We start from the raw sequence: 13781 nt of genomic DNA on the forward strand, positions 1-13781 counted from the left end.
AACTCAAATTGCGAAGAGATAGTGGGTCAACCACTATCAGATTCACTGGGCCATTTTTATTAAGCAATGATCCCCTTGGTAAACAGCGGTGTAATGAAAGCAAAAAGCAATCAAATTCAGTGTCAGCTTATTTTACATTGTCCACATATTCTGAATCTAAAGCACGAACCCAATAGGCCCAAAACAAATATAAATCATTGTTATTAAACAACAAATAAAACAAATTCATTATATGGCATGGAATATGTATTTAGATACCTTGAGCTGGCAAAGACGTTACTTTGCATTAACTTAAACAAAAGAAGATATAGAGGGATATATGTTGAATTTTATTAGAGCTTTATCCGTTATGGCTTGTGCTTTGCTTTTCCATGCTAACGCACAGGCATTGGAGATACTTATTGATGATTTCTCTGAAGATCAAACCTTACTGCAAGACACTGTTGTTGATGGGACGGGGGTCCATAGTCAAGTCAATGATGGTGGTGCAGGCACTATATTAGGTGGCTACCGAGATATCTACGTCGAGGAAATTGATAATGGCATTGCAAGTCAACCAGATAATCCCATTTTGGGGATTAGAGCCGGTGTATCAGCTGGACGATTTGTTGCAGTACTCGATGACCTTGTTAAGGCTTATGCTGTAGTAACTTACGATGGTTCGAATGAGGTTGGTTCTGGTTGGAACGTTGAAGGTGCCGGTGGTGTTGATACTGGAGGTTTAGGCGGTATTAGCTTTGCAGGTATCGCTGGGTTCCTATTTGAAGAAGTGTCTAATGACCTTGTCGCACCAGCTCAGTTAATCATCTGGACTGATGACAACAATGATGGCGTTTATGTTAAACACATCCTTGATTTTGTGACCTTTGGGGATATTAATGATGGTGATGTATATGATGCCTTTATCAGTGCGGCTGGTTTCTCAGACTTTGGTAGTATCAACTGGGATAAAGTGGGGGCATTCCAAGCGATATTTAACTTAAGTAACGACGGTGACACACTATTAAACGTTGACTTAAGTCTATCCAGAGCAACAGTTGTACCTGAGCCTGCGGCTCTTTCGATGCTCGGTGCTGGAATGTTGATGTTGGGCTTTGTAGGATACAGACGCAGAAAGAATCAGTAATTGTTGATGATTCTACCCAATAATGCAGTTTGTTTCTCGCTTGCTATGCCTTCAGAGCGAAGTTGAAGTTAGCGCAAGCTTTTGCAAACCGTAGCGATTTGCCAGCCACATAAATAATGTCTCTAAATATGGCGAAACTGAAGAATGCTAATTCGACAGTTTCGCCATTCCTGTTGTGGCTGCCTTGCTCGTAGTGGATTTAGGTTTTCCTCCTGGCTCAAGGACCATATTGAGAGCTTTCCTGTCAACTGCACATTAACAATATTGTAGATTGAGTAATACCGCGCAAAAGTAAAAAAAGCGCCCCTCTCGGAGCGCTTCGTGTATTTGATGTGGTTATTCCCAATCAAGGATAACTTTACCGGAAGCCCCGCTGCGCATAGCGTCGAAGCCTTTTTGGAAATCATCAACCTTGAAATGGTGCGTGATGATTGGCGTTAGATCTAGGCCTGACTGAATCAATGAAGCCATCTTGTACCAAGTTTCGAACATTTCGCGGCCGTAGATACCTTTGATAACTAGACCTTTGAAGATCACTTGGTTCCAATCGATACCCATGTCTGATGGTGGAATACCCAGTAGCGCGATACGACCGCCGTGGTTCATGGTTGTCAGCATTGAGTTGAATGCTGAAGGGTTGCCTGACATTTCAAGGCCTACATCGAAACCTTCAGTCATGCCTAGCTCAGACATTACGTCTTCTAGCTTCTCTTCTGCTACGTTTACCGCGCGGGTTACACCCATCTTGCGAGCAAGATCCAAGCGGTATTCGTTTACGTCTGTAATCACCACATGACGAGCACCAACGTGTTTTGCAACCGCTGCAGCCATAATGCCGATTGGGCCTGCACCTGTGATTAGCACGTCTTCACCCACTAGGTCGAATGAAAGCGCCGTGTGTACCGCGTTACCAAACGGGTCAAAAATAGACGCTAGATCGTCTGAGATCTCATCAGGAATCTTAAACGCATTAAATGCAGGAATCACCAAGTACTCAGCAAATGCACCTTCACGGTTTACACCCACACCAATCGTGTTACGACATAGGTGAGTACGGCCGCCACGACAGTTACGGCAGTGACCACAAGTGATGTGACCTTCGCCAGAAACGCGGTCGCCAATCTCAAAACCACGTACTTCCTGACCAATCGCAACCACTTCGCCCACGTATTCGTGGCCTACAACCATTGGAACTGGAATAGTCTTTTGTGACCAATCATCCCAGTTGTAGATGTGCACGTCTGTACCACAAATAGCGGTTTTCTTAATTTTGATCAGAATGTCGTTATGACCAACTTCCGGTTTTTCAACCTCAGTCATCCAAATGCCTTCTTCAGGCTTTAGTTTCGATAGTGCTTTAATTTTCATTACTTGATGATCTCCATGTCACGACCAACTTCAATGAACGCATCAATTGCGCGGTCTAGTTGCTCACGAGAGTGTGCCGCTGACATTTGTGTACGGATACGAGCTTGACCTTTTGGTACAACCGGGAAAGAGAAACCAACCACGTAGATGCCTTTCTCTAGTGCGCGCTCTGCAAATTCTGCCGCCACTTTCGCATCACCCAGCATAATCGGGATAATCGCGTGGTCTGCGCCTGCAAGCGTAAAGCCCGCTTCTGTCATACGCGTGCGGAAGTGTGCCGCGTTTTCCCATAAACGGTCACGCAGGTCACCACTTTCTTGTAGAAGATCCAACACTCGGATTGATGCGTTAACAATCGCTGGAGCCACAGAGTTAGAGAACAGGTACGGACGAGAACGCTGGCGTAACCAATCTATCACTTCTTTCTTACCAGACGTGTAGCCGCCTGACGCGCCACCCATAGCTTTACCCAGCGTACCTGTGATGATGTCGATACGATCCATCACGTCGTGGTACTCGTGTGTACCTGCGCCAGTTTTACCCATAAAACCCACTGCGTGAGAGTCATCAACCATCACTAGTGCGCCGTATTTATCTGCTAGGTCACAGATAGCTGGCAGATTAGCAACAACACCGTCCATAGAGAAAACACCGTCTGTCACGATAAGCGTGTTACGAGCACCCGCTTCTTTCGCAGCAATCAGTTGTTGCTCTAACTCTTCCATGTTGTTGTTTGAGTAACGGAAACGCATCGCTTTACAAAGACGAACACCATCGATGATAGACGCGTGGTTCAACGCATCTGAAATGATCGCATCTTCTTTACCAAGAATGGTTTCGAATAGACCTGTGTTTGCATCAAAACAAGAGGTGTAAAGAATCGTGTCTTCTTTACCTAGGAATTGAGAAAGCTTTTGCTCTAACTCTTTATGGATGTCTTGAGTACCACAAATAAAGCGTACTGAAGCCATACCAAAACCGTGCTCATCCATACCGGCTTTACCCGCTTCAATTAGTGCAGGATGGTTAGCTAAACCAAGGTAGTTGTTCGCACAGAAGTTCAGGACTTCTTCACCAGTTGAGATTTTAACAGCCGCTTGCTGTTGAGAAGTGATTACACGCTCTGATTTGTATAGGCCTTCAGCCTTTACTTCTTCGATCTGATTTCGAATCTGTTCGTAGAATGCAGAAGTCATTTCAAATTCCTTCCTAGTTATAATTATTAAGCTTAATGCTTGCGTTAGTTCTGCGGCTTCGTGCCTGCAGTGAATTAACTTAAGTGTAAACGAAGCGCCGTGAATCCATTATCCCACTGGGTGGAAAAACATTATTGAACCTGAGGCACAAATAAGCTCTACTAGAGGGCAATTGATGTTTTATCTAACCGCACACATTATGAACAACACTAAGCTGATCGCCCTACTCCCTGATTTGGCATGTTTTATCCTGATCGTAGAAGAAGGGAGCTTTACCGCCGCTGCGAAAAAACTCGAAGTAACACCTTCTGCACTGAGTAAGATGGTCACTCGTTTGGAGGCATCGCTGTCGGTAAAGTTGTTTGAGCGCACGACTCGAACCTTAATCATCACGCGAGCCGGACAACAGGTTTACGATCAAGCGGTCATAATGGTTAACGCCGCCAAACAAGCGGTCGAACTGTCGGTTTCTGACCACACCGAGATCAGCGGCGCATTAACGGTGGCAGCGCCCGAAGCGTTCTTAAACTCAGTGCTGCAGCCTTTTGTTGTTCCTTTCCTAAAGCAATATCCTGACATTCAACTCAAGTTGCGCGTAGCAGATGGTGAAATCGACCTGATCCGCGATAATATTGATATTGCGTTTAAACTGACTGACAAACCCGATGAGAATTTGGTGCTCAAAGAGATCGGCAGCACCAACTTAGTTTTGTGTGCCAGCCCTGACTATATTGAGCAGCGCGGCATGCCTTCTCATCCGAATCAGCTGATTGAACACGATTGCTTGTACCTTGCTGAGAACGACCGCGACCACATCTGGGACTTCTTTAAAGACGATGAGTTTCACTCGGTTCCTGTTTCTGGTCGCTACGCGGTTAACCATTCGCAAATGCGCCTAACCGGGGTTAAGAATGCGTTGGGGATTGGCATTTTCCACGATTTTGTGATCGCAGATGCGGTAAAAAACGGTGAAGTAGTGCCTGTATTAGCCAACTGGACGATTAAGAGCAACTATCACGGCGGAGTGGCAATGCAATACGCGCAAACCAAATATATGCCCGCGCGATTAAGGGCATTTATTGACTATGTGAGTGATGAGCTGACGAATAAACTCGCTTAGCCGATGAGAATATGGCCCGATAGACGGGCCATATTTATTGCGGGTTACGCGAAGTAGTGTTGTAAACGCTTGGAGCGACGAACCAAAAGCCAATCGAGAATAAGCGTCACTGCGATAGTGAGCCCCGCCAGAGGGAAACAGATCCCGATAATCAGCAAACAGACTAAACCTGATTTCCAAATCGCGTCTTGTTGGAACTTAGGAGGTACGCCCAGCTTCTGTTGCCCGACGGGTCTTCTCTTCCACCACATCACAACGCCAGTGATTGAAATAGCGATAAACGCAATACAAAACAGCGCATTCAACGCTTTGTTGATCACGCTGACATCCCCTTGGTGGAGCGAGATGCCTGCTGCCATCAGCTTCGCCATTAGAGTGTAATCGTCCCAAGTCACATCGACTAACACCTCACCTGAATACTGGTCAAAGTGAGTGGTTCTATCTTGGCGAGGGTCAATCACATCGCCCGCCATTGAATTAGCGGCAACGGTGTATACACCTGTTTCAGACTTAGGCATGAAGACTTTAAATTGCGTAAAGCCGAGTGCTTTGGCTTGGTCGATAATCTGGTCAATGGAAACAGTGGCATAGTGTTTCATGCTCACCGTCTCAGAGCCATGATGGCCTGAATGATCTTGTGCTTGCGATTGTGGCAACGTCGAATGCTCTAAGTTCCATGGCAACTCTTCTTCACTGCCATGATTTAGGCTTGAGTGCGTTAAGTCAGATTGCGGCTTTTCTCCCCACGTATAGTAGGTTGGAAAAGTGTTCCAGCCTTGAACCATTTTCGCGCCCCACACGCCAGCCCACGCTAAACCTGACAACACAAATAGCAACAGAACGACGGACAACACACCACCTAAGTTAGCGTGAATATCACGTAGAAGAATACGGCTGCCCGATGAAACGCGTAGCTTTAAGAAACCCGCGCGCGAAGCATTATCACTCGGTAACCACATGTAAATGCCAGTGACTAAGAGCAGAATACTTAAGCTGGCGGCAATTTCGATCAGAAAATCACCTAACTTGCCAATCAATAGCGTACCGTGAATATTATTAGCGAGCTCGTACCAACTATCGCTTCGGTCAATCTCACCCTGTACTTGCGCTGTGTATGGATTCACCGCGATAAAAAGCGATTTCCCATCTTCAAAGCGAATACTGACTTTATTGGCGGTATCTGGCTGTTTCGACGAGATAAACTGAGTCATCGCGGCTTCAAGGTACACTGACTTTACCGCTGCAATTTGCTGAGAAGCAGGCAGCGTTTGCTCTTGTGGCACAACAGAAAGAACATCTTGATAGCGCAGTTGCTCGATTTCATCGTCAAAGAGCATCACTAAGCCCGTCAAGCTGAGCATGATCATAAATGGAACGACAAACAAACCAGCATAAAAGTGCCATCTCCATGCGAGAAAATAGCGCGCTTTGGTTTGTTGTGTGGATTGTAGGCGTGTGTTGTCCTTAGGCTGAGTCTGAGTTTGACTACCCAACATTACTGTTTTCCTTTTTCTAACGACGCAAAAAAATGCCCACATCTTTTTCAAGAAGTGGATCCGTTTTGAGCCTGAACTTTACTAAACGATTTATTGAATTTTTGAATTACGTTATGAGAAAACAATACGTTGAGGCGGCGCACGTGGGACAGCAATCTGGTAGCGCACGCTTAGAGCCAAAAAAGCGTACCGCTCGACTACGGTCAGTGTGTGTCGTGATGTGTAGAGAGGTGTTGGAAGTGAATCTTGGTGAAAGCTTGAAAAATGGCTAAACGGACAAGGCTTACTGTGCTGAGTCTCGGCCTTACCTTCTTCAATTTGTACTAATTCGAAACCATTGATGGTACAAAGCGTTGCCCAGACGCCAGCATTAGCGCCATGAGCATTGATGACAGGCATCAAAGTAACAAGCACCCAACTAAGGGCGCTTGCTAGTAACATGGTTCGGTTAAAGTTCGCTGCGCGTGTCATTGTCACTCTCTAGTGGAATAGCGAGACTATATAACGAGTCGCTAACCATTTCCGCAACGAAAGCAGCAAAACTAAACCATGGTCATAACTTTATGTCGCGTACTGTAAACATCAGACACGACATAACAAATTAACCGAACAGCTTGCTCCAGATGCTTGGATTTTTCTTCTCGTGGTACTCTTCACGCAGCGCATCAACTTGTTGAAGTTCTGCTTTAGCTGCATCGATATCACCTGCGTCTAGCTTTGCTTCTACAGAGTCTAATGCCACTGAAAGTTTGTTGAAGCCTTCAAGATAAATGTCAAATTTCTCTGGTGCGTACTCACCACGCTTAGATTCTTCAACCAATTCCGACAGGTTTACAATTGCTGTCTTCATCGATTCAACTTCCGTTGCTTCAGCCGCGTGTTTGAATTCGATTTTCATTTGTTTCATGTTTGCTTTCAGATCAACATCTGCTGCAAACGTGTGAGCAGAAACCAAAATAGCCAGAGCTGGGATTAACTTTCTCATTGTAATAATCTTCTTTATTGGGCGTTTAAAAGCGCGATTTTACTGAATTTCGCTTCCGATGTTGAGCGACATTTTTGTATCAAACTATAAACTCTGATATTCATCGATAGGATCGCGCCCACGAAGCACCAAAAAGTCTAAAAACTGTCGGCAGTTATGTGTAATGACTTTGTCGCTATCAGCACCAACATGATCAAGTAACTCAGACACAAGACTTAAGTTACCTACGTCGTGACAAAAGTGCGCGTCGCTTCCTGTGGTAAAGTAAACCCCAATTTCCTTGCCCAATCGCGCAAGTTCATAACAACGTTTTACACTGCCCATTCTGCTATTTCCCCTTAACGTGGTGTTATTAATTTCGATGGCGACGTTGTGATCTTTCGCGCACTGCAAAACCCGTTCAAAATCAAAATCAAAATGTGGGTTTCCTAGGTGACCAAGCGCATCCACTCTTCCCCCTTTGATCACATTCATTAATGCCTGAGTATGCGTTTCTTTATCTGTAGGGCGAAATACAGGCTCATGGAAACTCGCGATGGCCCAATCTAGATTGCGCTCGGTGGTAGGATGAATGTCCACTTCTCCGTCTACATTCAGAATGTTGGATTCCACACCTCTTATCACCGCGACACCATCCAAAAAACGTGGAAGAACACGCTGGTTAGAGAAAAACCAGTAGTGAGGCGCCCCCGGCATAGACTCTGCGTGATCCGTGGTACAGAACATTTGCAAACCATTTTGTTTGGCAAGTTGAGCATTTTCTATCAACGTGCTGTATGCGTGTCCACTCGCATATGTATGAGTGTGTGTATCAATGACTAACTTCATATCGTGCAACTAATCAATCCCATTACCAGTAGTGGCATTAGCCTATCGCTTAAAATACGTACAAAGCAAATTAATCCTTGATGAACAAAAAATTGCCAAATCACTAACAGTACATTTTATAACCCTATTTTTTGCATCATTGACATATTGATTAATACTTAATAGGACTTTAATAAATGGTTCAGGTATGAAAATTCGCCGCTATTCGCTCAGCATCCATATAACCAGTTTGTTCCTAATTCTGACGACCATCGTCGGCGTTGTGCTAATTTCGATAAGTTATCACCATGCTGAAGAATTACTCGCGAGTAGCGCACAAGAAGTGGGCCGAGAGAATAGCTCTAAACTGGAATCTACATTTCAGCGTAGAGTCGGACCTATTTTAACGGCGCTTGATTCATTGGCATTAAGCCAAGTCGTGGAAGAGCACCCATCGCCCGTAGAAGAACAGCGTTTTCTCAAATATGTAAATCTTATTTTTGAGCGCAATCAGGAATTAGCCTCCCTTTTCTACGCCAACGAGCAAGGCGATTTAACGATACTAAGAGCACTAAGAAGCAACCAGGACAGGCAAAGATTTGACGCCCCTGAAAAAGCCAACCTGATGGTTCATGCTACGACCATCAGTGGAGCGGATAACTATTATTTTCTTGATGGAAACTACCAGCAAGTAGGTAAAAGAGAATCCATGGGCAATCAGTTTGACCCAAGACCCAGGCCATGGTTTGTTAATGCGAGCCTTGACGGAAAGATCAGGCTCACCGATCCCTACTTTTTCTACTTCCTCAAAACAAACGGCGTAACCTTATCAAGACGCTCTCACAACGGCCAGCTGGTGGTCGGCGCAGATTTTACTCTCGACTCACTATCGCAGCAAATTAGCAAGCTGGGTAACTCCACCAGCAGCAAACTCATTTTGTTTGATACTCGCTTTACCGTTTTGGCACACCATCAAGGAGGGGTAACGTTAGGAGCAGATGAAGAACAAGTAACTAAAGAACTTAGCGATAGCTTATTTGCATCCATTTTTGAACACCCGACCACTGAGCCATTGTTTAAGAAAGTCACGGATAAGTTCAGTACGTGGTCACTCACCATGACTCCAGTTAGCCTAAATGATCAGACACAATTGCTGCTCGCCGAAGCAACGCCTCAGAAAGAACTGCTATCCGGTCTGTTTTCTATGCGCGACAGACAAGTGAAGGTCGCATTGGCACTCTTAGCCGTCAGCTTCATCATCGTTTGGTTTGTGGCACAGTGGTTATCGAGACCGCTAAAAAAACTCGTACTTCAAACCGACAGTATTGCGCGATTTGATTTTAAGAAAACACGCTACCCTAAGAGTGTAATCAAAGAAGTTGCGGATCTTACCCATTCCATAGAACTCATGGAGCATACTCTCCATGATTTGTTGAAACTGTTGAGAGAAACCGCAAGCAATCAGGATTTCTCAATCTTAGCGAAAACCATCGCCCACCAAAGCTATCTGGTGACCAAAGCAGAAACGATTGTGCTTTACACGAGAGCCGGTAGCAATGGCGATTATGACATCGCCGCCAATCATGCCATCATCCCTTTTAAAATTGATATCAATGAATTTTTAGACTCTACGGCTTGGGTTCAACAGGACCTTTCGAAAGGCGATGTGCTTCATTTCAGGAGAAACGACAACTGCCTCGCGAAATACCGAGAAACGCTTTACAACACCGATCTCTTTATGTTCCCACTTATTAATCGTAACGAGCAATTGGTCGGTATTCTCCTTTTAGGTTACGAGAGAGCAATAACACCAGAGCAACGCGACAAACACGCATTTCTAAGGGAGCTATTAAGCTTCGCTGAGCTAGCAAAAGAGAACATCGACAAGATTCGTGAACAAAAAGAGATGCTCAATGCGTTTGTTGAGCTGATTGCCTCAGCTATCGATACGAAATCCCCCTACACAGGCAGCCACTGCCAGCGCGTACCCAAATTGAGTGAAATGCTGACAAAAGCAGCCGATGCAGATAAGAACCACTTCCCTAACTTTAACATGAGCAAATCCGACTGGGAGTCGTTGTATCTTGCTTCTTGGATGCATGACTGCGGTAAAGTGACCACACCTGAATATGTGATTGATAAAGCGACCAAACTCGAAACCATTTATGACCGAATTCATGAAGTGAGAATGCGTTTCGAATTATTGAAAGTACAAGCCGAAGTTGATTATTGGAAGGCTATGTCTGAGGGAACCGAAGATGAACAAGCGCTACGGAAAACTCTAGCGGAAGCTCATCAGCGCCTTGATGAAGACTTTGCGTTCGTTGCCCATTGTAATATTGGCTCAGAATCAATGGACGCTGAAGATATTGATCGCCTTCACGTCATCAGTCAGCAACAATGGAAAAGAACACTGGATGATCAACTGGGTGTCTCTTGGCTCGAAAAGGAACGAGCAAATTCGCCTGTACCCCTCCCCGTCATGGAGCCTTTATTGAGTGACAAGCCTATTCACCAGATACGCTGGCCAGCAGGAATTAACCCAAAAGAGATGTGGTCAGAGTCGTTTGTGCTTGAGCCGGGCAAACTGAAATACAATCGAGGCGAACTTTACAATCTATCAATTAAGCACGGCACACTCACAGCTGAAGAACGATTCATCATCAATGATCATATTATTCAAACCATGATGATGCTGCATCGTCTCCCTTATCCTGAACATCTCAAGGATGTCCCTGAGATCGCATGCGGACACCATGAAAGAATGGATGGGAAAGGTTACCCTAAAGGTATTTCTGAGATAGAGCTGTCTATTCCAGCCCGTGTAATGGCGATTGCAGACGTGTTTGAAGCACTAACATCGAGTGATAGACCATACAAAAAGGCGAAAACCCTGACAGAATCCATCGAGATCATGACTAAAATGGCGACGTCAGGCCATATCGATCCAAAACTTTACTTGCTGTTCTTAGAAAAAGAGCTAGACCAGAAATACGCGGAACTGTTTTTAAGCCCTGAACAAAAAACGGTTTTTGATCGTAAATCTCATATGGACAAAGTGAAAAAGTACCTGAAATCGCTCTTTTAATCTTAAGCCAAGAATTTGATGGCTGGCCATTAATCCAATTAGAACTTTAACTCTAATTTTCAGTAAGTTAGCCCCTTCACCGTCTTATAACAATCAATGACTTAGCAAAAAACGAGTTATTATTTAATCGATTGCGTCACAAAAGGTTGATGTATATCAAATACTCATGGACAATACGCTACCGAATTGACAATAGTCTCGATATTTTTGCACGTCGTTGCATAGATATTGCTTTTGCCTAAGCCTTTTTATGCGTTTGCCTATTAAAGTAATAGGTAAAACCTATTTTTATTATTTTTGTGCCGCTGATAGCTTGGCAGCACTTTAGAGCCTACACAGGCGCAGAATAACTACCTCGTTTTTAAAGGGAAAGATGATGGTAATACCAGAAAACAGCAGCATCGTGATTTTTGGTGCTTCGGGCGACTTAACCTATCGTAAGTTGATCCCAGCTTTGTACCACCTTTACGCAAGTAAGCAGCTCCCGGAAAACTTTGCGATTTTGGGTGTGAGCCGTACTGAATACAGTGACGAGTCTTACCGCGAGAAACTGAAGCGTTCGCTTCAGGAGATGGAAAAAACTGAGCCTGCAATACTCGATGCTTTCATCAATCATCTGCATTACCAAGCCATCAATACCTCTGATACCGCAGACTACAGCAAACTGGCAAGCCGTCTGGATCAGCTTGCTGACCAATACCAGTTTGAACAACGTAATACTCTATTCTATCTAGCGACTCCACCTAGCCTATACAGCGTTATCCCTGCAAGCCTTGCTGCCCACGGTTTAAATAGCGAAGAAGACGGCTGGAAACGCCTGATCATCGAAAAACCGTTTGGCTACGATCTTCAGTCTGCTCAAACGCTCGATAAAGAGATTCACGAGCACTTCCTAGAGCACCAAATCTACCGTATCGACCACTACTTAGGTAAAGAAACGGTTCAAAACCTGCTTGTTTTCCGCTTCTCTAACGCGATGTTTGAACCGCTTTGGAATCGTAACTTTATTGATTACGTGGAAATCACAGGCGCTGAATTCTTAGGTGTTGAAGAACGCGGCGGTTACTACGATAACTCTGGCGCTGTGCGCGACATGTTCCAAAACCACCTGCTACAAGTATTAGCTATGGTAGGTATGGAACCACCAGCGCAAATCAACGCTGATTCTATGCGTGATGAAGTGGTAAAAGTGCTGCAGTGTCTTAAGCCGCTTGAAGAAGATGACCTACGTAACGACCTTGTACTTGGCCAGTACACCGCGTCTGATGTGCGTGGCAAACACCTTCTTGGTTACCGCGAAGAAAACGGTGTTGCCGATGATTCACGTACGGAAACTTATATTGGTCTTAAAGCTTACATCAACAACTGGCGTTGGAATGGCGTACCATTCTACGTGCGTACGGGTAAGCGCCTACCAACACGTGTTACGGAAGTTGTGATTCACTTTAAAGCCACTCCGCACCCAGTGTTTGGTCAAAATGCACCAGAAAACAAATTGATTATCCGCATCCAGCCGGACGAAGGCATCCAGATGAGCTTTGGCCTAAAAGAGCCAGGCGCAGGTTTTCATGCCAAAGAAGTGAAGATGAACTTCCATTACGCTTCGCTAGAAGAAACGCAAATGCTAACGGCATACGAGCGTCTTCTGCTTGATGCCCTAAACGGCGATGCAACTTTGTTTGCACGTAGCGATGCGGTTGAAGCGTGCTGGCAATACGTTCAGCCAATTCTAGACTTCAAACAAGACCCACAATCACTATTTGGCTACGCCTGTGGTACTTGGGGACCAAAAGAAGCAGACGATTTACTGCAACGCGACAACCGCGCATGGCGTTTCCCTTGTAAAAATTTAACTGACACGGACTACTGCGAACTATGATCAATCACAAGATCTTTGCTACAGCACAGCAGGTTGTAGAAAGCTTGGCGAACGACATGAAAGCGTTCAGCGAGCTTGGTCGACCTGTACATATTTCTCTTTCTGGCGGCAGCACACCTAAGATGCTGTTTAAGCTTTTGGCTTCTGCACCGTATGCAGAGTCGATTCAATGGCAAAACCTTCACTTCTGGTGGGGTGACGAGCGCTGCGTTACGCCAGATGATGCAGAAAGCAACTACGGTGAAGCCAACGCCCTGCTATTTAGCAAAGTAAACCTACCGGCTGAAAACATTCACCGAATTCTTGGCGAAAATGATCCGCAAGCTGAAGCGGAGCGTTTTGCTAAAGAAATGGCCGACGTTATCCCATGTGAGAATGGCACACCTGTCTTTGACTGGATTCTACTTGGCGTGGGTGCAGATGGCCACACGGCTTCTTTATTCCCGGGTCAGACAAACTACGCTGACGAGAACTTGTCTCTTGTCGCGTCTCATCCAGAGTCTGGCCAACTTCGCGTGTCTAAGACAGCAAAAGTGTTAGAAGCCGCAAAACGAATCAGCTACCTAGTGCTAGGCGCAGGCAAAGTTGAAATCGTTCACGAAATTCACACGACTCCAGCAGAAGAGCTGCCTTACCCTGCAGCGAAAATCCAGTCTAAAGCTGGTGAAACGGAGTGGTACCTAGATTCAGATGCAGCAGCGAAAATCGTTTAGTAC

General features: G+C 45.2%; 11 protein-coding genes. 5 read left to right on the forward strand and 6 right to left on the reverse strand.

The window, feature by feature from the left end:
- The first annotated feature begins 319 nt into the window (after positions 1-319).
- Entirely contained in the window at positions 320-1126 is an 807-nt protein-coding gene (locus NP165_RS15140) for a PEP-CTERM sorting domain-containing protein (RefSeq protein ID WP_257086595.1), read from the forward strand.
- A gap of 336 nt (positions 1127-1462) precedes the next feature.
- Here the strand turns inward: NP165_RS15140 and tdh are convergent, their stop codons facing one another.
- Both tdh and NP165_RS15150 read right to left on the reverse strand, forming a co-directional pair.
- A complete protein-coding gene (gene tdh / locus NP165_RS15145; RefSeq protein WP_257086596.1) occupies positions 1463-2494 on the reverse strand; it encodes an L-threonine 3-dehydrogenase in 1032 nt (343 codons plus the stop codon).
- Positions 2494-3690: a glycine C-acetyltransferase gene (locus tag NP165_RS15150; protein ID WP_257086597.1), complete on the reverse strand. Its 1197-nt coding sequence runs from the start codon at positions 3688-3690 to the stop codon at positions 2494-2496. Before NP165_RS15150 ends, tdh begins: the two co-directional genes overlap by 1 nt.
- A gap of 199 nt (positions 3691-3889) precedes the next feature.
- On the opposite strand from NP165_RS15150, the gene NP165_RS15155 reads away from it, so the two are divergent.
- Positions 3890-4810, forward strand: a complete 921-nt coding sequence (locus tag NP165_RS15155) for a LysR family transcriptional regulator (RefSeq protein ID WP_257086835.1) — start codon at positions 3890-3892, stop codon at positions 4808-4810.
- 44 nt (positions 4811-4854) lie between these two features.
- Here the strand turns inward: NP165_RS15155 and NP165_RS15160 are convergent, their stop codons facing one another.
- From NP165_RS15160 to NP165_RS15175, 4 genes are all read right to left on the reverse strand, one after another.
- Positions 4855-6306, reverse strand: a complete 1452-nt coding sequence (locus tag NP165_RS15160; protein ID WP_257086598.1) for a PepSY-associated TM helix domain-containing protein — start codon at positions 6304-6306, stop codon at positions 4855-4857.
- Positions 6307-6417: 111 nt separating this feature from the next.
- Positions 6418-6777 carry a hypothetical protein gene (locus NP165_RS15165; protein ID WP_257086599.1) on the reverse strand — a complete coding sequence of 120 codons (360 nt, stop codon included), beginning with the start codon at positions 6775-6777 and terminating at the stop codon, positions 6418-6420.
- Positions 6778-6907: 130 nt separating this feature from the next.
- Positions 6908-7291 (reverse strand): cytochrome b562, encoded by a 384-nt coding sequence (locus tag NP165_RS15170; protein WP_257086600.1) that lies wholly within the window; start codon positions 7289-7291, stop codon positions 6908-6910.
- An 84-nt stretch (positions 7292-7375) separates the two neighbouring features.
- On the reverse strand, positions 7376-8119 hold the full coding sequence (locus NP165_RS15175) for a phosphatase (protein WP_257086601.1): 744 nt from the start codon (positions 8117-8119) through the stop codon (positions 7376-7378).
- A 187-nt stretch (positions 8120-8306) separates the two neighbouring features.
- On the opposite strand from NP165_RS15175, the gene NP165_RS15180 reads away from it, so the two are divergent.
- The 3 genes from NP165_RS15180 to pgl all read left to right on the forward strand — a co-directional run bounded on the left by NP165_RS15180 (position 8307) and on the right by pgl (position 13778).
- Positions 8307-11186, forward strand: a complete 2880-nt coding sequence (locus NP165_RS15180; RefSeq protein ID WP_257086602.1) for an HD domain-containing phosphohydrolase — start codon at positions 8307-8309, stop codon at positions 11184-11186.
- Between the two features lie 376 nt (positions 11187-11562).
- The gene (gene zwf / locus NP165_RS15185; protein ID WP_257086836.1) at positions 11563-13065 is read left to right on the forward strand and encodes a glucose-6-phosphate dehydrogenase; all 1503 of its coding nucleotides are present in this window, start codon (positions 11563-11565) and stop codon (positions 13063-13065) included.
- Positions 13062-13778 carry a 6-phosphogluconolactonase gene (pgl, locus tag NP165_RS15190; protein ID WP_257086603.1) on the forward strand — a complete coding sequence of 239 codons (717 nt, stop codon included), beginning with the start codon at positions 13062-13064 and terminating at the stop codon, positions 13776-13778. Before zwf ends, pgl begins: the two co-directional genes overlap by 4 nt.
- Positions 13779-13781 lie beyond the last annotated feature (3 nt).

Origin of the sequence: Vibrio japonicus (assembly GCF_024582835.1) — a bacterium.
In the GTDB taxonomy this organism is placed as follows: Bacteria; Pseudomonadota; Gammaproteobacteria; order Enterobacterales; family Vibrionaceae; genus Vibrio; species Vibrio japonicus.